This window comes from Rhizobium sp. AN80A, assembly GCF_030053015.1.
GTDB lineage: Bacteria > Pseudomonadota > Alphaproteobacteria > Rhizobiales > Rhizobiaceae > Rhizobium > Rhizobium metallidurans.
In genome coordinates this window covers 552313-571103 of the sequence record NZ_JASJPX010000003.1, presented here as the reverse complement: position 1 = coordinate 571103, position 18791 = coordinate 552313, and the positions used below count along the sequence as shown (strand labels likewise).

Here is an 18791-nt window from a genome sequence, read left to right as displayed (position 1 = left end):
AGGATGACGAGCATGCCGAAGATCGCCACCAGGGACGGAACGAAGATTTTCTACAAGGATTGGGGCACCGGCCAGCCGATCCTCTTCTCGCATGGCTGGCCTCTTTCGGGAGACGCCTGGGAAGCGCAGATGCTGTTCTTCGGCCAGAACGGCTACCGCGTCATCGCCCATGACCGCCGCGGCCACGGCAAGTCCTCCCAGAGCTGGGACGGCAACAACATGGACCAGTACGCCGACGATCTCGCCGAACTGATCGAGCATCTCGACCTCAAGAACCTGATCATGATCGGCCACTCCACCGGCGGCGGCGAAGTCGCCCATTATCTCGGCCGCCACGGCACCAAGCGCGTCGCCAAGGTGGTGCTGGTCGGCGCCGTTCCGCCGCTGATGCTGAAGACATCGGACAATCCCGAAGGCCTGCCCCGCGACGTCTTCGACGGCATCCGCAAGGGCACGGCACTCGACCGCTCGCAGTTCTTCCGCGATCTCTCCATGCCCTTCTACGGCTTCAACCGCGACGGCGCCAAGCTCAACGAAGGCCTGCGCGAGACCTTCTGGCTGATGGGCATGGCGGGCGGCATCAAGGGCGAATACGACTGCATCCATGAATTCTCCGAGGTCGACTACACCGACGACCTGCGCAAGATCGACAAGCCGACATTGTTCATCCACGGCGACGACGACCAGATCGTCCCCATCGCCGCCGCCGCGCTCAAGGCCGCGAAGATCGTCCAGGGCTCGGTGCTCACGGTCTACGAAGGCAGCGCCCACGGCCTCGCCCAGCTCGAACCGGAACGCTTCAACGCCGATGTGCTGGCGTTCATCAAGGGGTGATGGGCGCGCCGCGCGGTCGGCTGTTGGACGCTTGAGGCTCATCCGCACCGTTGAATTCGCGGAGACGTGCTCGGATCCTCGGCACAAGGCCGAGCATCTGCCAAGCCCGCGTTTTGCTCGACGCGGATGGACACTGGCCGCCAACGAGCACCACCCGCTCCCCACCACAACACTGCAACATCCCGTGGACCGGGAATGAAAGCAGAACATCTTTTCTGGTCTTTCCGATCCGAATCACTACATTACGCGCCATGAGCAACAGTTTCGACGATATGCCCTTCTTCGACGAGGAGCCGGGCGAAGCGCCGCGCAAGCAGCAGGCCCCCGCGGCTCCCGCACGAGGAGCCCCCGTTTCGGCTCCGGCATCGGGAGGTCTCGCCGCCCGCGCCATGGCCGCCCGTGGCGGCGCCCAGCGGCCGGATTATCTCGATGGCCTCAATCCCGAGCAGACCGAAGCCGTCGAGACGCTGGAGGGCCCGGTCCTCGTGCTCGCCGGCGCCGGCACCGGCAAGACGCGCGTGCTGACGACCCGCATCGCCCATATATTGAACACCAACCGCGCCTTCCCCTCGCAGATCCTGGCGGTGACCTTCACCAACAAGGCCGCCCGCGAGATGAAGGAGCGTATCGCCCATCTGGTCGGCGGCGCGGTCGAGGGCATGCCGTGGCTCGGCACCTTCCACTCGATCGGCGTCAAGCTGCTGCGCCGCCACGCCGAGCTCGTCAACCTGCGCTCCGATTTCACCATTCTCGACACCGACGACGTCGTGCGCCTCGTCAAGCAGCTGATCCAGGCCGAAGGCCTCGACGACAAGCGCTGGCCGGCCAAGCAGTTCGCCGGCATGATCGACACCTGGAAGAACAAGGGCCTCGGCCCCGCCGACATCCCCGAGGGCGACGCCCGCGCCTTCGCCAACGGCAAGGGTCGCGAACTCTACTTCGCCTACCAACAGCGCCTCTCGACGCTGAACGCCTGCGATTTCGGCGACCTCCTGATGCATCCGATCGCGATCTTCAGGAAGACGCCCGATCTGCTCAAGGAATACCACCAGCGCTTCCGCTATATCCTCGTCGACGAGTATCAGGACACCAACACCGCGCAATATATGTGGCTGCGCCTGCTCGCCCAGCGCCCCAAGGGCGAGCCGCAGAACGTCTGCTGCGTCGGCGACGACGACCAGTCGATCTATGGCTGGCGCGGCGCAGAGGTCGACAACATCCTGCGCTTCGAGAAGGATTTCCCCGGCGCCAAGGTGATCAAGCTCGAGCGCAACTACCGCTCCACCGCCCATATCCTCGGTGCCGCCGCGCACCTGATCACCCACAATGAAGGCCGCCTCGGCAAGACGCTCTTCACCGACCGCCGCGATCCCGATGATATCAAGGTGCAGGTCCACGCCTCCTGGGATTCGGAGGAGGAAGCCCGCGCCATCGGCGACGAGATCGAGCAGCTGCAGCGCAATCAGCATAAGCTGAACGACATGGCCATCCTCGTGCGCGCCTCCTTCCAGATGCGCGAGTTCGAAGACCGCTTCGTGACACTCGGCCTCAACTACCGCGTCATCGGCGGCCCGCGCTTCTACGAGCGCCTCGAAATCCGCGATGCCATGGCCTATTTCCGCCTCGTCGCCCAGCCGGCCGACGACCTCGCCTTCGAGCGCATCATCAACACGCCCAAGCGCGGCCTCGGCGACACCACCGTGCGCGCGCTGCACGATTATGCCCGCGCCCGCGACATCCCGATGCTGGCGGCAGCGGCCGACATGATCGAGACCGACGAGCTGAAACCGAAGGCCCGCAAGGCGCTGTTCGACGTGATTCAATCTTTCCGCAGATGGCAGGAAAGGCTTGAAAACACGTCACATACCGAGCTCGCCGAGCAGATCCTCGAGGAGTCCGGCTACACCGACATGTGGAAGGCTGACAAGACCGCCGACGCCCCCGCCCGCCTCGACAACCTGAAGGAACTCATCCGCTCGATGGAGAGCTTCGAGTCCATGCGAGGGTTCCTCGAGCACGTCTCGCTGGTCATGGACGCCGAGCAGAACGAGAACCTCGACGCCGTCTCGATCATGACGCTGCACTCGGCCAAGGGGCTGGAATTCGAGACCGTCTTCCTGCCCGGCTGGGAGGAAGGCCTCTTCCCGCACCAGCGCTCGCTCGACGAGACCGGCCGCGCCGGGCTCGAGGAAGAACGCCGCCTCGCCTATGTGGGCTTGACCCGCGCCAAGCGCCGCTGCCACATCTGGTTCGTCTCCAACCGCCGCATCCACGGCCTGTGGCAATCGACCATCCCCTCGCGCTTCCTCGACGAACTGCCCGACACCCATGTCGAGGTCGCCGAGGTCGAGCAGAGCTACGGCGGTTACGGCCGCGGCGGCTACGGCCAGTCGCGCTTCGACAAGGCCGAGCCCTTCGCCAACAGCTATTCCACCCCCGGCTGGAAGCGCGCCCAGCAAAACCGCAACGACGCCACCCGCGACAACTGGGGCTCCCGCTCCGGCCATTCGGTCGAGCGCATCGGCTATGGCGAAAGCGGCCCGAAGACCCGCACCATCGACGGCGAACTCGTCGCCAAGTCGACAGCGACCCAGCCCTCGAAATTCACCGTCGGCGACCGCGTCTTCCACATGAAGTTCGGCAACGGCAACATCAAGATGATCGAGGGCAACAAGCTGACGATCGAATTCGACAAGGCCGGCGAAAAGCGGGTGCTGGATGGCTTTGTCGAGGCGGTCGGCTGACGAAACGCGGCGGCGGCGATCCGCCGTCACCCATTCGTGACTTCGCATATGAGCCCGCTTCCCGCATACTCCCCACGCCCGCACCATGAACCGCGGGCCCAAATAGGAGGATGCCATGAAACGCTACTCGCTATCCCTGATCGCAATGTCCCTTGTACTGGCCGTCGTCGGCAATCCGGCGATCGCGCTCGCTTGCAACAAGATCGTCGGGACGTGATCGGCTGAAGGAATGGGTGAGCGGGTGAAAGCCCGCTCACCCATTGCCACTTAACCGCCGTTTCCGATGTATGATTGGATCACAGACTGAATTTGTGTCTTCGCTTTGAAGATGTCGGTCACCTGCACGATATCAAATCTCGCGCCTGCCTTGTCGGAATCGAAAATCGTCAGAAATTTTGTCTTCGAGTTGAAGTGAAGCCTAACAATCGGCTTTCGATTGTTGTCATCGAAGTTGATGCCGCAATACGATTTCTGATCTCGCATCACCACGCGGGAAATATCAGCTACCTCCGCGGCGATCGCGCGAACGATGTTGAAGCCATCGACTTCCTCCTGCGTCGTCTCGATCCCATCGCCGCCCTCCGTCAGTTGCGTCACAGAATCGACGTCTTTGATCGTCGGAATATTGACGTTGTCGTTGAATGCCGCCGTGAGCTTTTTCTGTATCTTCTGCCTGACCAGATCCTCAAACGCGCGCTTGATGATCGGCTTAAATTCGCTCACCACGGCAGAGGTCAGCTTGCCGTCATAAAGTCCCTTTGAGATCATTCGGACAAATTCGTCATCGGGATCGTTGAACTGCGCTTCTATACTGCTGATCGCAGCCTTCATCCGTTTCAGCGTGTTGGCCGAACTCTTGATGTCGGTAATCGAGAAGCGATCCCTGTGGAATTTCTCCAATTCCTTGAGATCGTTGTCGTCATAGTCGAAGAGATCGAACTTGAAGAACGGATTGGTGTCCAACTTGTTTGGTGCATCGAGGTCGGTGAAGAACCAGATTTGGATACCGTTGGTCAGGATGGCGATCGAGCAGTCAGTCGTTGAGAAATATCGATAGAGTTGGCTGTACTGAGCTTGTGACAGATTGGCGCTTACGGCCTTCGCCTCCAGTATATATTCGATGCGATCATTGATCCTAACCGCATAATCAACTTTCTCACCCTTTTTGAGACCGACATCCGCGGTGAACTCCGGGACAATCTGTGAGGGATCGAAAACATCGAAACCTAGAGTTCGAAGAAATGGCATGACTAGCGCGTTCTTCGTAGCCTCTTCTGTTAAGGCAATAGTCTGCGCGGAAACGGCACGCTTAGAAAGTTCTGTAACCTGTTCTTTGAAAGACATTGATTGATCCCCAGAATCGTCAGAAATCAATTATTAAATGCACGAGAAAAAAGTGCAATCCACGGGAGAATTGACGCCCCTCACCCCAGTATCGGCATCGACCCCAGCCCCAATATATCGTTGAGCAGCGCCAGCCCGATGCCGGCCGCCACGATCACCAATCCGATCAAAAACAGCCGCCGCGAGCGGTCGTATTTCGCCGCGATCAGCGAGTCCCTAGCAAGCAGGTCGGCGAAGACCTTCACCTGCAGGCCGATGCCGACGACGAGGAGCAGCATCGGCAGGATGTCGATCCGGCTCCAGTCGTTCGGGTTGGAGACCCAGCGGCTGATGAAGGTGAGACAGAAGCCCAGGATGATGCCCGCGGCGGTCAGCGAGCCGTTGCGGAAGGTGGCGTCGATCTTTTCCTCTGGCTCCGGCTCGGGCATGGCTATGGCTTTCGGCTGATCTTCTCCCGAAAGAAACGCAGAAATCCCCGAAGACGGCAAGAGCGGCCAAGATCGCCAAGCCGACATCGCCACGTCGGCAGATCGGTCATACATAGCGTAAACACAATCTTAATCCGTGCCGCCGACAGCGGTCAATCGGGTGAAATTCATCACAACATTCGCCTTTTGACGGCGGCCGCAAATCACCTTAGCCCGTCTGCAGCCGCCCGAGAAGGACGGCGGGTTCGCAAGGGAGATTCAGGTGACCAGCGTATCGTCTTTGGGCGGCAGCGCCCGTATATTTCCGGCCTCGACAAGAACGGCGATGGCATCGTTTCGGCCGAGGAACTGTCCGCCGCCAACACCACGAACAATTCAGGCGCGACGGCGACCAAGGCATCGACGGCAAACAGCACCGCCGACAGCGCCAGCATCACCCAGAAGATCGCCGCCGATATTCTCTCGCTGATGCTGCAACTGCAGCAGTCGAGCGAGGCGAGCGACACCTCCGGCAACGATGGCGCCGTGAGCGGCAACAGCCCGAAGGGCATCCTCGCCCTGATGGATAGCAACGCGGATCGCAGACCGACCGCGAGCGAGCTATTTGCCGATCCGTCGGCCGTTGAACGGCCCGGCAGCTATCCTGCTGACGCTCCGGTCCTCGCCGACCTGCAGACTGTCATTCTCGCCTATCAGAACACCTAGGGCTCCGCGCCTGCCGCTGGCGGCAGCGTGCAAAACGGCTGACCGGCTGGCGATTTGGCGCCGCCGGCAAAGCCCAAACGGCCTCGATCGAACGCAAGCTCCGGCTCGCCGGCGTCAAGGTTGAACGTGCCGGGTTCTTCCGCCTGGCGAAGAACCGCAAGCTCTCCGAAGAACTGATGAGAAAGCTGGTGCGCGAGGCGCATCTAGCCGAAGCGCGTTTCGCGATCCCGTAAGGCCAACGCGAGGCGGTAAATGACCTCGGCCTTGAAGAGATCGCCGGTCGTTTCGGCGAACACGTTGTCGTGAGCGTCACCGGCGCTTCCCGCGAAGGCTGTTTCCCGCCTCCTTGATAATCCCCGCCTATCGGCAGCCGTTCATTCTCCGGGAAGGCGGAGTTTCCGGCCATTCCGGAGGGTTCCGCGCTAACCCGCTGGCATCCTTGAGGCTGGCTTGTTGCCTCGATACGGCTTCGTTTCCCATCGGCGCGGGCCTTGGAGCTTTCAGGTTGGAGTAAGGGTTCTGTGGCTACGTCGCCCGCCGGGTGCATTGGGGAAGGTAGACTTATTATCATTACTTATAGGAGCGGATATGACAGATAACCGTCTTGTCCTTCATACCAATTTGCGTGACCAGGTGTTCGCCGACGAACACGATGCGGTCGCGGACTTTTCCTTCAACTCGACCGTGGCAAGTGTGTTCGACGACATGGTCAGCCGATCCGTCCCGTTTTACGGAGAGATGCAGCGCATGGTTTGCGAGCTGGCGCGGGACTTCGCCCAGCCGCAGTCGAAGCTCTACGACATCGGTTGCTCGACGGCCACGACACTCCTGACCCTTGATCACATTGTCGACAATCATGTCGATTTCGTCGGTATCGACAATGCGCCGGAGATGCTCAAGAAGGCCGCGGAGAAAATCGAGGAATCCGGCACGAACCGTTCGATCGACCTCGTCACCGCCGACCTTCACCGCGGCTTCACCATCGACAACGCCAGTGTCGTGACGATGCTGCTGACGCTTCAGTTCGTCCGCCCGCTCTTTCGCGAACGCGTGATGAAGACGATCTACGACGGGCTCAACGACGACGGCTGCCTGCTGCTGATCGAGAAGCTGACCAGCGAGGACACGACGTTCAACCGCCTCTTCATCGACCACTATTATGAATTCAAGCGGCGCAACGGCTACTCGTCCATCGAGATATCGAAAAAGCGCGAAGCGCTGGAAAATGTCCTCATTCCCTACCGCCTCGAGGAAAACATCCAGCTGCTGCGCGAAGCGGGTTTCAAGAGCACGGAGGTGTTCTTCCGCTGGTATAATTTCTGCGGCATTGTCGCGATCAAGTGAGACTGAATGACATGAAGAATCTGATGCTGAAGGTGGGGACCTTCTTTTTCAAGTATCGAAACCAGGCTTTCCCGCTGATCATCGTCGCCCTGTTCGTCGCCGCGCCACCGACGGTGTCGATATTCGGGAGTACGGAACTCGAGCGGTGGAAGGACGTCGTGGCGCTGGTCGTCATAGTGTCGGGCCTCGTCCTTCGCGCGACCGTCATCGGCTATGCCTACATCAAGCGCGGCGGTCTGAACAAACGCGTCTATGCCAAGGACCTTGTCACGGAAGGCATGTTCGGGGTCTGCCGCAATCCCCTCTACGTCGGCAACATGCTCGTCTACTCGGGACTTTTCCTGTTCCACGGAAATCCGCTGGTCGTCGTCGTCGGGTGCCTGGTGTTCGCCTTCATCTACCAGTCGATCATCTACGCCGAAGAGGAATTCCTCGCCGACAAGTTCGGCCAGGGCTACCGCGACTATTGCCGGAATGTCCCGAGGTGGGGCCTCAAGCTCAGCGCGTTCGCTTCCTCGACGGAGGGAATGGCGTTCAACTGGAAAAGGGTGATCGCCAAGGACTATTCGACGATGTCGTCGACGCTGATCGCGGTCGTGGCAACGGAGTTCTACAGGCTTGCCGCCGACTCGATCACCGAGCAGGAGATCTCCTACGCGGTTGTGCTAGGGGCGATTCTCGTTGCCGTTCTTGCCTTCACGGGACTGACCAGCTCGCTGAAGAAGCTCGGCGTGTTCGATGACATGACAACGGCGCACTGAGGGCCGGCGACGACGCCAAGCGGGCGCGCCGCAGCTTGCCTCTGGCAAGGTTTCGCCGCGCCCCTCTGCGCTCCCGGACATCTCCCCCTTGTGGGCGCGGGTCGAGACACGTGGCTCGGCCCCATACCACCACCCGACCCCACGGGCACGATCACCCACCCCACGAAACAAATCCGCCAACCCGCTCAACACCCTATCACCAGCGCCACACATTTCTCATCCCCGCCCCTCGCCGCCACGCCATACTCCCCTCGTCACCGCACTGGGAGCCGGGTCGCGAACCGGATGCTCAGCCGCTCGAAATCCGGCGTGTGGTGATGGTTGCCAAGGGGATCGAACGCCGTCAGGGCCGATGATCCACCGGCAAGACCGATCCGAGAGACGCTCCTGTCGGGTCGGGCGAACCGGAAACCGAGGTGATCGGGCAGGCGGACAGCCTGACATCCATACCACCGACAACAACCCGCCTGCCCTTCCCGTTTCATGACGCCGACCGTCGCGAGGCTTTGCTTCGCGCGCGGTTTTGGCGTGCCTGGTGGGTGGGATGATGGTTGGCGTTCTGCCATTTAACGCCCTCTCTGGCCTGCCGGCCATCTCCCCCACAAGGGGGGAGAAAACTCGTGGTTAGCGCTCGCCCAGACAGCAAATGTGGAGCGAGCGGCCGCCCCCAGCGTTCTCCCCCCTTGTGGGGGAGATGCCGGCAGGCAGAGAGGGTCTTCCACCCACACCCACCCCAAAAAACACCCTCTCCCCACCCATCATCTCGCAAGCGCGAAACATTTTACCGCAAAGCACAACAAAATACTTTGAATCCTATCGAAATCTCCGAATTGAGCATATATGAGACATTGCGGCTTGCTGCACGCTTCCCCCCAAGCGCCCCGCCGAGCCGCCGCCGGCCCGTTTTGACAACGGCTTTCAAAGGAAAATACCCGGCGTCCACAACAGGAGATTCATACCGTGGCCAGTATCACAACTAGCAATGCCGCGACGACGTCGTCGTCGTCCCCGGCAGCCAATTATAAATTCGCGCTTATCGCCCTGACATCGCTGTTCTTCATGTGGGGTTTCATCACCTGCCTGAACGACATCCTCGTCCCGCATCTGAAGAACGTCTTCCAGCTGAACTACACGCAATCGATGCTCATTCAGCTGTGCTTCTTCGGTGCCTATTTCATCGCCTCCCTGCCCTCAGGCGCGATCGTCAGGCGCATCGGCTACAAGTGGGGCATCGTGCTCGGCCTGGTCGTCGCCGCCATCGGCTGCGCGCTCTTCGTTCCGGCCGCCAGCTACCGCGTCTACGGCCTGTTCCTGGGCGCGCTCTTCGTGCTCGCGAGCGGCGTCACGCTGCTTCAGGTCGCCGCCAACCCCTATGTCACCGTGCTAGGCCCGCCGGATACCGCCGCCAGCCGCCTGACCATGACCCAGGCCTTCAACGCGCTCGGCACGACGCTCGCCCCGATGTTCGGCGCCCTTCTGATCCTGTCGGCGACGACGGCGGCTGTCGCCGGCGCCACACCGGAGCAGCTCGATGCGATCAAGATCGCCGAAGCCGGTGCCGTGAAGTTCCCCTACATGCTGCTTGCAGCCGCCTTTCTGGTGCTCGCCGCCGTCTTCGCGGCCCTCAAGCTGCCGCAGGTCGAGGGCGATGAGGAGATCGAGCCGATCGTCGGCGGTGGCTCGGCCTGGCAGTTCCGCCACCTCGTCCTCGGCGCGGTCGGCATCTTCGTCTATGTCGGCGCCGAGGTCAGCATCGGCAGCTTCCTCGTCAACTTCATGAGCCAGCCCGAGATCGCCGGCTTCTCCGAGGCCGACGCCGCCCATTACGTCTCCTATTTCTGGGGCGGCGCCATGGTCGGCCGCTTCATCGGCGCCGTCGCCATGCGCTATGTCGACGACGGCAAGGCGCTGGCCTTCAACGCGGCGGCCGTCATCGTCCTGTTGCTCGTCACCGTGTTTACCACCGGTCACGTCGCCATGTGGTCGATCCTCGCCATCGGCCTGTTCAACTCGATCATGTTCCCGACGATCTTCTCGCTCGGTCTCTACGGCCTCGGCAAGTTCACCAGCCAGGGCTCCGGCATCCTGTGCCTGGCCATCGTCGGCGGCGCCATTCTTCCCGTCATCCAGGGCGTTCTCGCCGATACGATCGGCATCCATCTCGCCTTCCTGATGCCGATCATATGTTACGCATATATCGTCTTCTACGGCCTGAAGGGTCATCGCCCGATGGCGCATCAGATCGCCCGTCACGCCTGACCGATAAAATCGCACCCCGCCTTGACGGCGGGGTGCTTCCACCCTTGCGTCGGCCGATCCGGCTTGGCATGTTGCCGTGCAACAATAGGTGGAGAAACTGCCGATGAAGGCCTTGTTACTGATCGACATCCAGAACGGGTTCTGCCCCGGCGGCAACCTTGCCGTTCCCGATGGCGACAAGGTGGTGCCGGTCGCCAACCGGCTGATCGCGAGCGGCCGGTATGATCTGATCGTCGCCTCGCAGGACTGGCATCCGGAAGGCCACGGCAGCTTCGCTTCCGCCCATCCCGGCAAACAGCCCTTCGAACTGCACGAACTGTCAGGCAAGCCGCAGATGATGTGGCCGGACCATTGCGTCCAGGGCACGAGGGACGCCGAGCTGCATCCCGAACTCAGGGTGCCCGAGATCGACGTGATCTTCCAGAAGGGCGAGAAACATCACGTCGACAGCTACTCCGCCTTCCGCGACAACGATCAGCACGCCATCACCGGCCTTGCCGATTACCTCAGGGAACAGGGCGTCACCGAACTCGACCTATGCGGGTTGGCGACCGACTACTGCGTCAAGTTCTCGGCGCTCGATGCGCTCGAAATGCTCCCCGGCGTCAAGCTGCGCTTCATCGAGGACGCCAGCCGCGGCATCACGCCGGAAGGCGTGGCCGCCGCGATCAGGGAGATGCGCGACAGCGGCATCGACATCGTCACCAGCGAGCAGCTGATCGGCGACTAGAGCAATTCCAGCAAAAGTGTAGCGCGGTTTTGCGTCCGGAATTGCGTAATAACAAATAGATAGAGCATTTTTGCGTTTCGAGGAAACGCGGAAAGGCTCTAATCGCCTGCATCGCGCTGCAGCTGATAGACGTCGTCGGAAAAGTCGTCGATGCGCCGCGCCAGCGCCGCCTGCGCGTCGTCGATGCCTTGCCGGTAATAGGCGGCCCCCACCTCCTTGGCGAAGAAATCAAGCACCAGCTCGGCCTTCAGAAGGCCGATCGGCTGGTCGAGCTCGCGGTCGAAATGGTGCTGGATGCGGCCAATCAGCGCCGCCTTCTCGTCCTTGGAAAATTCGATCGGCTTCATCGTCCCCTCATTGGCTTCACATCGACACGTCGCGGCTACCCCGCACCGTTCAGCGAAATCGATCGATCAATCAAGGAAATTCGCTTGCAGCCGCAGCCGCCTCCCCTTAGAGCGGTTCCAAATTCCAGGAGGATGATCGCCGATGTCACGCGCGAGTTTTACCGACGGCCTGCGCGGCGGCTTCCCCATCGCGCTGGCGTCCGCCCCGTTTGGCGCGCTGTTCGGCGCCCTGGCCGCCGACAAGGGCATGTCGCTGTTCGAGCTTACCTTCATGAGCGCGACGGTCTATGCCGGCGCCAGCCAGATGGTTGGCCTCGAGCTTTTTGGCAACGACGTCCAGGCCTGGCTGATCGTCGCCTCCATCCTCGCCGTCAACTTCCGCCACGTGCTCTATTCGGCGGCGATCGCGCCCTACATCAAGCATTTCACCAAGCTGCAGAAGTTCTTCACCTTCTTCCTGCTAGTCGATCCGCAATTCGCCGAAACGGTCAAGCGCGGCGAGGCCGGCAAGTCGGTGACCTTCGCCTGGTATCTCGGCTTCGGCCTCATCATCTATATTCCCTGGACGATCGTCAGCCTGATCGGCGGCACGCTCGGCCGCTATATCGGCGATCCGAAGTCGATCGGCCTCGATATCCTGCTGCCGGCCTATTTCCTCGGCATCGTGCTGGATTTCCGCCACCGCAACAACTTCCTCCCCGTTGCCGCGGTCAGCGCCGTCGCATCGGTCGTCGCCTATCGCTATGTCGGCTCGCCCTGGCATGTGAGCCTCGGTGCCGCCGCCGGTATCCTGCTTGCCGCCCTGTTCCCGCCGCCGCCGACCGCGCAGGAACTCGAATCCGATCTGCACGAGGTGTGACGTGACCATCGATTCCCACATGCTGCTGGTCATCCTGGCGGCCGCCGTCGCCACCTATGCGACGCGCATCGGCGGCTATATCCTGATCACCACGATGAAGCGCATCCCGCCGCGCATGGAAGCAGCCCTTGCCGCCGTGCCGGCAGCGGTCTTGACCACGCTCGTCGCCCCCGCCTTCTTCACCGGCGGCTGGGATACCAAGCTGGCGCTGGTCGTCGCCCTTGTGGTCGGCCTGCGCGTCTCGCATACATGGATGCTGGTCGCCGCCTGGGCGGTTGTCATGGCCTGGCGCCACACGATCGCCGGCTGACGCGGCGGCCGATCAGACGGCCGCCGGCCTTAGCAGTTCGATAGTCTCAATATTCCAACGGCAGCGTCGCATTCTCCAGCCACGCCTTGACCTCGTGATCATGGATCAGCGGCATCAGCGCTTCACGCGTCTTCACGTGATAGTCGTTGAACCAGTGCAGTTCGTCATGGGTCAGAAGCTCGGCAATGACGAGGCTGCGGTCGATCGGGCAGAAGGTCAGCGTCTCGAAGCTCAGCACCGGCATGTCGCCGCCCTCGACGGGCTCGGCATCGCGCACGTAGATCAGGTTCTCGATGCGGATCCCGAACGCGCCCGGCCGGTAGTAGCCCGGCTCGTTGGAAAGGATCATTCCCGGCAGAAGCTCCTGCGTCGACATCCTGGAGATCCGCTGCGGTCCCTCGTGAACCGAGAGATACGAGCCGACGCCGTGACCCGTGCCATGGCCGAAATCAGCCCCTGCCCGCCACAGCGCGATGCGCGCCAACGGATCGAGATCGCAGCCGCGCGTTCCCTTCGGGAACCGCGCCGTGCTGATCTGGATCATCCCCTTCAAGACCAGCGTGAAGAACCGCTTCTGCTCTTCCGAGACCGTCCCGACGCCCACCGTGCGGGTAATGTCGGTGGTGCCGTTGATGTATTGCGCGCCGGAATCGATCAGGAAAAGTTCACCCGCCTCGAGCTTGCGATTGCTCTCGGTCGTCACCCGGTAATGCATGATCGCCGCGTGCGGTCCCGCACCGGAGATCGTGTCGAAGGAAATGTCCTTCAGCGGGTTCTGCATGCTCTGCCCGACCTTGGCGCGCGCCGCCTCGAGCTTCTCGGCGACCTCGATCTCGGTCACCGTGCCGGGCTTTGTCCGCGCCAGCCAGCACAGGAACTCGACCATCGCCGCGCCATCCTGCAGATGCGCCGCCGCCGAGCCGTTGATCTCGACGCTGTTCTTCACCGCACGCGGCAGCTTCGCCGGATCGTTGCCCTCGACCACGACACCACCGGCCGCGCGGATGATGCTGGCGAGCCCGTGAGACGTGAGATCGGGGTCGACGAGCACCCGGCCGCCGTCCCTGGAGACCGCCGAAAGCTTTTCCTCTAGCGCCGATGGCGGCAGCTGCGCGCACATCTGCGCCAGATAGGCCTCCTGCTCGATCCCGGTCTTGCGCTTGTCGAGAAACAGGTCGGCCTTGCCGTCCGCATGGATGATGGCGCGCGCCAGCGGATGCGGCGTGTGCGGCACGTCGGCGCCGCGAATGTTGAAGATCCAGGCGACCGACGACGGATCGGCGATCAGAACCGCCTTGATGTCCTTGGCGGCGAGATCGGCCGCGATCTTGGCGATCTTCTCATCGGCGAGGACACCCGCCTGCGCCACGTTCTGGATCGCAACGGCCCCCAGCGGCTCCTGCGGCCGGTCGGCCCAGAGCCGGTCGAGCGGATTGTGGGGAAGGATGACCAGCGAACCGCCGATCGCGTCCAGCGCCTTCTCGAGCCGCTTGACCTCGGCGCCCGAATGCAGCCACGGATCGATCCCGAGCCGCACGCCCTTGGCGCCGTGATTGCCGAGCCACAGATGCGGCGGCTCGTTGACGAGATCGCCGCCCGTAAACACCGAACCGTCCACCTGCTCGGCGAGCTGCGTCACATAGCGGCCGTCGACGAACACGATCGCCTGCGTGCGCGTCACCAGCGCCATGCCGGCCGAGCCGGTAAAGCCCGTCAGCCACGCCAGTCGCTCGGAACAGGCCGGCACATATTCGCCGTTGAACTCGTCCGCCCTGGGGACAAGAAAGGCGTCAATATCGAGATCGTCGAAACTTGCACGCAGCGCGGAGGTGCGATCGCGGCCGAATTGTGGCGTGGAGGTGACTTCGAAAGACTGGTACATGCTCAAAAACCTGATGTTTGGTCCGCCATTCAATACGAATCCGGCAAGCGGAATGCCGTTATGTTATCGGAATTTCACGCGAACGGGAGAAAAACCGCGTCTCGCCGATGATCGAAAGCCGCGTAATATTTGGGCGGAAATGAGGCGCAATTCACCGGATTGGCACGCTTTATGCATTGGCTGCATGGCTCCCATGAAACAAACCGTCTGCCTCAATTTTTTCAATCGGTTATAAGGCGCCCATCGAATGGTTCGAAGCGAACCGCAAACAAAAGGATTTTTGAAATGACTGCCTCTCTGTCGCGCTCCGCTTACAGCAGCCCGTTGCAGGCTGGCGAGCGCCAGACCGTCCGTCATGTCATCGGCGCTCGTCGCCCGCTGAACGAAGGCCCGCGCACCATTCTGGGCGCCGCCGCAAGAAGCTACGCATTCTGAGCAACGCGCCGCTCCGCTCTCCTCCTCCCTCACCGGAACGGCGATCAGAATAAGTAGACGTCTGCTCGAGCACTCCTCCTCATCAAGCTCGCGGACATGATCGGGAAACCGGTCGCAAGGCGGTGCCATTGGCGCCGCCTTTTCTTTTTGTCGCGATGCAACGCGATTGAAATGCGAAAGCCCCGAAGCCATCAGGCGCTCGGGGCTTTTTTTCATGAGAACGGGATCTGGCCTCAGGGCCGATCGAGATGGATCGTCACCCAGCCATTGCGCCAGATCGTGCGCACATGCCTCAGATGCGCGCCATTATAGGCCGCCAGAACCTTCCAGCGCTGCGCCGCCAGGATGCCGGAAAGGATCACCGACCCGCCCGGCGCCAGATGCGTGACGAGCTGCGGCGCCATCTTGATCAGCGGCCGCGCCAGGATGTTGGCGATGATGAGGTCGAACGGACCATGGTTCGAAAACGCCGTCGAATGAAACCCCGGCGCCGTCTCCGTGACGATACCCGACGCGATGCCGTTGCGGCGCACGTTCTCGGCCGCGACACGGGTGGCGATCGGATCGATGTCGGTGGCCAGAACCGGAATGTTCTTCAGCTTGCGCACCGCGATCGCCAGCACGCCGCTTCCCGTGCCGAGATCGAGCGCGTTGCGGACCCGGCGCGAGCGAACGACGCGGTCGATGACCTCGAGGCAACCCGCCGTCGTGCCATGGTGACCGGTCCCGAAGGCCTGCCCGGCATCGATCTCGATGGCGATATCGCCGGAGCGCACCTTGTCGCGGTCGTGCGATCCATGCACCAGGAAGCGCCCTGCCCGCACGGGCTTCAGCCCCTCGAGCGACTTCGCCACCCAGTCGACATCGGGAATGACCTCGCGCTCGACAGCCATATCCGGAAACGCTTCGGAAAGCGCCGCCTCGACCCGGACGCGGACGTCATCCTCGTCGGCCAGCATCATGTAGACGGAGGCTTCCCATATGTCCTTCTTCTCGTCGATTTCGGTGGTGGCGATGGCGAAGTCTTCTTCGCCGAACACCTCGGACAAAAGGTCGAGCACTTCCCCGGCCAGCACTTCTGTCGTCGTCACATAGAGGCGGATTTCACTCAAGGTCGGTCTTTCCCGTTACAACGCGCCGTCGATCCACGGCGGCGGCGGCGTGTCGTATCCCGCAACGCCGTTCAGCAATCTTCGTTGGAATGCAGGTAGTCTAAAAAGCACCGGCACCGCAAGGTTCCGGATCGAAATAGCCAGTCGATTGCGCATCGCGATCAGCATCGTCAGCTGCCGTGTCTGCTTCAGCACCGTCTTGACCGCCGGCAGCCGCAGCCGGCTGTACTCGGCCTCACGCCCCTCGGAAATCAGATAGGCGAGCCAGCAGGCATCCTCGATCCCCAGATTCATGCCGCGCGCGCCGGCCGGCGAATGGATATGCGCCGCATCGCCGGCGAGAAATACGTTGCCCCTGACCATCTCCTCGACATGCCGGAAATGGATGCGAAACTCCGAGGCCCAGAGACGCTCCGCCACCGGCCCGGGATGGACGATCCTCGTCTCGAAATCCGGCAGCGTCGAAATGAACCGCAGCACATCGCGCTCGACCGGAATCCGGCCGATCATGCCGGGATCGACCAGTTGCATCTCGATGAAATGCGGATCGATTTCCTTCTTGTAGCGAAAGTCGGCGAGATAGAAGCTGCTCTCCAGCGCCTCGCCCGGAAAGCCGATGCCGACAGCCTCGCGGACCATGGAATGCGCGCCGTCCGCACCGATGAGGATATCGAACGTGGCGGTCTCGACCGTACCGTCAGGCTTGCGCAGCGTGACGACGGGCTTGAGATCACCGGATACCTTCTCGATCGCGGTCTGCCATTCGGGATCGACCTCGTAATCGTCGAGCTTGCTGAGCAGCAGTCGTTCGGTGTGCCCCTGCGCCAGCGCATAAATGGCGCTGAACCGACCCGGCACCTTGGTCGTGTCGACCGTCGCCAGCCGGCGCCCCTCGGACGTCGCGCGAAACTGCGCGATCTGCTGTGCCTCCTGCAGGATGGCATCCGTCACCCGCGACGGACCGAGCAGCGTCAGCGTCCGCGCGTTGACGCCGAGCGCCCGGCTTTCGGCAAGCGGAACGGGACCGACGTCGTTATCGACGACGCGTGGCCGAAAGCCGCGTCTGGCGAGTTCGAGGGCTACGGTGAGACCGGTGGTGCCGGCGCCTGCAATCAGAATGCTGCGATGCCCCGGCGCCATGACGTCATCCCTTTTTGGCGAGGTTCTCCAGCTTTTTTACCGCCGTATCGGAATTTTCGCCATAGGCGATCGTGCCGGCGAAGCGGCCGGTGGAATCGAGCAGGAACACCGACGCCGTGTGATCCATCGTGTAGTCGCCGTTCGGATTGTTTTCGTCGACGGGCACCTTCTTGGCGTAGACGCGGTACCCCTTGACCATCTCGGCCACCTTGTCGGGCGCGCCCGAAATGCCGACGATCCGCTTGGAGACATTCGACACGTACTGGTTCATCACCTCGGGCGTATCGCGCTCCGGATCGACGCTGACGAAATAGGCCTGCAGCTTGTCGCCGTTGGGATCGACCTTGCTCATCCAGCCATCGAGTTCGTAAAGGGTCGTCGGGCAGACCTCGGGGCAGCTGGTGAAGCCGAAGAATATGGCGGACGGCTTGCCGCGAAACGCCTGTTCGGTGATCGGCTTTCCATCCTGCGCCACAAGCGTGAACGGCACGCCGAACGGTCCGTCGGGGGCGGCCTCGTTGGTCTTCGTCACGTTCAATGTAAGCCATCCCAGAATGCCGGCCATCAGGAACACGGCAACCCAGACCGCGATACGCACTGTTTTCATCGATAGAATCCTCGCCCCGAAAATGATCCCTTTTTTCGCCTGATATCGCGTCGCATCCAACCGCGCAATTCAACAACCGCTGTTCGAGCCGTGATGAATTGCCTCACCCCTGCCGCGCAAAGACGTCAATCGGCGAAACGTCGGCCAATATTGCGGCGATCTCGCGCCATGTTAAATCAATCGTAACCTCTCCACGCGAACAATCGAAACAACTGAACGAGATCGATACAGCGACGACTCGCCCGGACTTTTGGGCGCAGGGCGCGGCGGGATCGACACGACGAGACGTTCAAGATCGGCGAGGGCATGAATGCCCGTCACACGCCGCGGGAAGCATCAGCAGCCTCGCATCCGACATCATTTTCCGCATGCGGCTTCACCGCCACGTCGCGGGCGCATTCAGCGGCGGCAGCGTCGCACGAGCCATGGCCGCTCCGGCCGGAGACAACTGGGAAGAATTTTGATCATGAATAGCACTGTCATCAATCAGGCCGGTTCTCATCTGGAGATCGTGTCCTTCCATCTCGGCGAGCAGGAATTCTGCATCGACATCATGGCGATCCGCGAAATCCGCGGCTGGGCGCCGGTGACGCCGATGCCACACACACCGCCCTACGTTCTCGGCCTGATCAACCTGCGCGGCGCCGTCATCCCCGTCATCGACATGGCCTGCCGCCTCGGCATGAAGATGACCGAGCCTTCCGAGCGCTCCGCCATCATCGTCACCGACATCGCCGGCAAGCTGGTCGGCCTTCTGGTCGAGCAGGTTTCCGACATGATGACCATCAAGAGCGAAGACCTGCAGCCGGCACCGGAGATCATTCCGGAAGAGCAGCGCGCCTTCTGCCGCGGCATCGTGGCCCTGGAAAAGACCATGGTCTGCTTCCTCAACCTCGACACCGTCATCGCCGACGAACTGGCCCGCGAAGCCGCCTGAGCCAGATCAAACG

Annotated in this window: 18 protein-coding genes and 1 pseudogene; 12 read left to right on the top strand and 7 right to left on the bottom strand. The window is 61.9% G+C overall.

Features of this window, described 5'->3' with window-relative positions:
• The first annotated feature begins 12 nt into the window (after window positions 1–12).
• Together P3R82_RS14325 and P3R82_RS14320 are read left to right on the top strand one after the other, a co-directional pair.
• Complete coding sequence (locus P3R82_RS14325; RefSeq protein ID WP_283194327.1) at window positions 13–834, top strand: alpha/beta hydrolase; 822 nt, start codon at window positions 13–15, stop codon at window positions 832–834.
• 251 nt (window positions 835–1085) lie between these two features.
• Window positions 1086–3578, top strand: a complete 2493-nt coding sequence (locus tag P3R82_RS14320; RefSeq protein WP_283194326.1) for a UvrD-helicase domain-containing protein — start codon at window positions 1086–1088, stop codon at window positions 3576–3578.
• Window positions 3579–3845: 267 nt separating this feature from the next.
• Here the strand turns inward: P3R82_RS14320 and P3R82_RS14315 are convergent, their stop codons facing one another.
• Together P3R82_RS14315 and P3R82_RS14310 are read right to left on the bottom strand one after the other, a co-directional pair.
• Window positions 3846–4922, bottom strand: a complete 1077-nt coding sequence (locus tag P3R82_RS14315; RefSeq protein WP_283194325.1) for a type I restriction endonuclease — start codon at window positions 4920–4922, stop codon at window positions 3846–3848.
• An 80-nt stretch (window positions 4923–5002) separates the two neighbouring features.
• Entirely contained in the window at window positions 5003–5350 is a 348-nt protein-coding gene (locus P3R82_RS14310) for a hypothetical protein (protein WP_283194324.1), read from the bottom strand.
• Between the two features lie 186 nt (window positions 5351–5536).
• Here P3R82_RS14310 and P3R82_RS14305 point away from each other — a divergent pair, with 186 nt between their 5' ends.
• The 5 genes from P3R82_RS14305 (at window position 5537) to pncA (ending at window position 11149) form a co-directional block, all read left to right on the top strand.
• On the top strand, window positions 5537–6055 hold the full coding sequence (locus tag P3R82_RS14305; RefSeq protein WP_349294070.1) for a hypothetical protein: 519 nt from the start codon (window positions 5537–5539) through the stop codon (window positions 6053–6055).
• A 588-nt stretch (window positions 6056–6643) separates the two neighbouring features.
• Window positions 6644–7399: a carboxy-S-adenosyl-L-methionine synthase CmoA gene (gene cmoA, locus P3R82_RS14300; RefSeq protein WP_283194323.1), complete on the top strand. Its 756-nt coding sequence runs from the start codon at window positions 6644–6646 to the stop codon at window positions 7397–7399.
• A gap of 11 nt (window positions 7400–7410) precedes the next feature.
• The gene (locus tag P3R82_RS14295) at window positions 7411–8160 is read left to right on the top strand and encodes an isoprenylcysteine carboxylmethyltransferase family protein (protein WP_283194322.1); all 750 of its coding nucleotides are present in this window, start codon (window positions 7411–7413) and stop codon (window positions 8158–8160) included.
• 960 nt (window positions 8161–9120) lie between these two features.
• Window positions 9121–10419 carry a sugar MFS transporter gene (locus P3R82_RS14290; RefSeq protein ID WP_283194321.1) on the top strand — a complete coding sequence of 433 codons (1299 nt, stop codon included), beginning with the start codon at window positions 9121–9123 and terminating at the stop codon, window positions 10417–10419.
• Window positions 10420–10522: 103 nt separating this feature from the next.
• On the top strand, window positions 10523–11149 hold the full coding sequence (pncA, locus tag P3R82_RS14285; RefSeq protein ID WP_283194320.1) for a bifunctional nicotinamidase/pyrazinamidase: 627 nt from the start codon (window positions 10523–10525) through the stop codon (window positions 11147–11149).
• A gap of 98 nt (window positions 11150–11247) precedes the next feature.
• Here the strand turns inward: pncA and P3R82_RS14280 are convergent, their stop codons facing one another.
• A complete protein-coding gene (locus P3R82_RS14280; RefSeq protein WP_183899096.1) occupies window positions 11248–11496 on the bottom strand; it encodes a DUF2164 domain-containing protein in 249 nt (82 codons plus the stop codon).
• Between the two features lie 142 nt (window positions 11497–11638).
• On the opposite strand from P3R82_RS14280, the gene P3R82_RS14275 reads away from it, so the two are divergent.
• Together P3R82_RS14275 and P3R82_RS14270 are read left to right on the top strand one after the other, a co-directional pair.
• The gene (locus P3R82_RS14275; protein ID WP_283194319.1) at window positions 11639–12355 is read left to right on the top strand and encodes an AzlC family ABC transporter permease; all 717 of its coding nucleotides are present in this window, start codon (window positions 11639–11641) and stop codon (window positions 12353–12355) included.
• 1 nt (window position 12356) lies between these two features.
• On the top strand, window positions 12357–12665 hold the full coding sequence (locus P3R82_RS14270) for an AzlD domain-containing protein (RefSeq protein WP_283194318.1): 309 nt from the start codon (window positions 12357–12359) through the stop codon (window positions 12663–12665).
• Between the two features lie 46 nt (window positions 12666–12711).
• Here the strand turns inward: P3R82_RS14270 and P3R82_RS14265 are convergent, their stop codons facing one another.
• Complete coding sequence (locus P3R82_RS14265; RefSeq protein ID WP_283194317.1) at window positions 12712–14547, bottom strand: aminopeptidase P family protein; 1836 nt, start codon at window positions 14545–14547, stop codon at window positions 12712–12714.
• 285 nt (window positions 14548–14832) lie between these two features.
• Between P3R82_RS14265 and P3R82_RS14260 the strand changes: the two genes are divergently transcribed.
• Complete coding sequence (locus P3R82_RS14260) at window positions 14833–14982, top strand: hypothetical protein (RefSeq protein ID WP_283194316.1); 150 nt, start codon at window positions 14833–14835, stop codon at window positions 14980–14982.
• A gap of 233 nt (window positions 14983–15215) precedes the next feature.
• On the opposite strand, the gene P3R82_RS14255 is transcribed toward P3R82_RS14260, so the two are convergent.
• The 3 genes from P3R82_RS14255 to P3R82_RS14245 are packed head-to-tail and all read right to left on the bottom strand — an operon-like array spanning window position 15216 to window position 17841.
• On the bottom strand, window positions 15216–16094 hold the full coding sequence (locus tag P3R82_RS14255; protein ID WP_283194315.1) for a 50S ribosomal protein L11 methyltransferase: 879 nt from the start codon (window positions 16092–16094) through the stop codon (window positions 15216–15218).
• Window positions 16095–16109: 15 nt separating this feature from the next.
• The gene (locus P3R82_RS14250) at window positions 16110–17234 is read right to left on the bottom strand and encodes an NAD(P)/FAD-dependent oxidoreductase (RefSeq protein ID WP_283194314.1); all 1125 of its coding nucleotides are present in this window, start codon (window positions 17232–17234) and stop codon (window positions 16110–16112) included.
• Between the two features lie 4 nt (window positions 17235–17238).
• Window positions 17239–17841, bottom strand: coding sequence for an SCO family protein (locus tag P3R82_RS14245; RefSeq protein WP_183899103.1), 603 nt, complete (start codon window positions 17839–17841; stop codon window positions 17239–17241).
• Between the two features lie 167 nt (window positions 17842–18008).
• Here P3R82_RS14245 and P3R82_RS14240 point away from each other — a divergent pair.
• Together P3R82_RS14240 and P3R82_RS14235 are read left to right on the top strand one after the other, a co-directional pair.
• Window positions 18009–18305: pseudogene (locus P3R82_RS14240) on the top strand (methyl-accepting chemotaxis protein); the annotation flags it as partial.
• A 2-nt stretch (window positions 18306–18307) separates the two neighbouring features.
• Complete coding sequence (locus P3R82_RS14235; RefSeq protein WP_183899104.1) at window positions 18308–18778, top strand: chemotaxis protein CheW; 471 nt, start codon at window positions 18308–18310, stop codon at window positions 18776–18778.
• Window positions 18779–18791: the final 13 nt, after the last annotated feature.

Excerpts from the sequence above, each read along its gene's own strand:
- pncA (WP_283194320.1), top strand. The coding sequence starts at position 10,523 with ATGAAGGCCTTGTTACTGATCGACATCCAGAACGGGTTCTGCCCCGGC.
- P3R82_RS14250 (WP_283194314.1), bottom strand. The coding sequence starts at position 17,234 with ATGGCGCCGGGGCATCGCAGCATTCTGATTGCAGGCGCCGGCACCACC.
- P3R82_RS14235 (WP_183899104.1), top strand. The coding sequence starts at position 18,308 with ATGAATAGCACTGTCATCAATCAGGCCGGTTCTCATCTGGAGATCGTG.
- P3R82_RS14325 (WP_283194327.1), top strand. The coding sequence starts at position 13 with ATGCCGAAGATCGCCACCAGGGACGGAACGAAGATTTTCTACAAGGAT.
- P3R82_RS14315 (WP_283194325.1), bottom strand. The coding sequence starts at position 4,922 with ATGTCTTTCAAAGAACAGGTTACAGAACTTTCTAAGCGTGCCGTTTCC.
- P3R82_RS14260 (WP_283194316.1), top strand. The coding sequence starts at position 14,833 with ATGACTGCCTCTCTGTCGCGCTCCGCTTACAGCAGCCCGTTGCAGGCT.
- P3R82_RS14245 (WP_183899103.1), bottom strand. The coding sequence starts at position 17,841 with ATGAAAACAGTGCGTATCGCGGTCTGGGTTGCCGTGTTCCTGATGGCC.
- P3R82_RS14280 (WP_183899096.1), bottom strand. The coding sequence starts at position 11,496 with ATGAAGCCGATCGAATTTTCCAAGGACGAGAAGGCGGCGCTGATTGGC.
- P3R82_RS14275 (WP_283194319.1), top strand. The coding sequence starts at position 11,639 with ATGTCACGCGCGAGTTTTACCGACGGCCTGCGCGGCGGCTTCCCCATC.
- P3R82_RS14295 (WP_283194322.1), top strand. The coding sequence starts at position 7,411 with ATGAAGAATCTGATGCTGAAGGTGGGGACCTTCTTTTTCAAGTATCGA.
- cmoA (WP_283194323.1), top strand. The coding sequence starts at position 6,644 with ATGACAGATAACCGTCTTGTCCTTCATACCAATTTGCGTGACCAGGTG.
- P3R82_RS14310 (WP_283194324.1), bottom strand. The coding sequence starts at position 5,350 with ATGCCCGAGCCGGAGCCAGAGGAAAAGATCGACGCCACCTTCCGCAAC.
- P3R82_RS14320 (WP_283194326.1), top strand. The coding sequence starts at position 1,086 with ATGAGCAACAGTTTCGACGATATGCCCTTCTTCGACGAGGAGCCGGGC.
- P3R82_RS14265 (WP_283194317.1), bottom strand. The coding sequence starts at position 14,547 with ATGTACCAGTCTTTCGAAGTCACCTCCACGCCACAATTCGGCCGCGAT.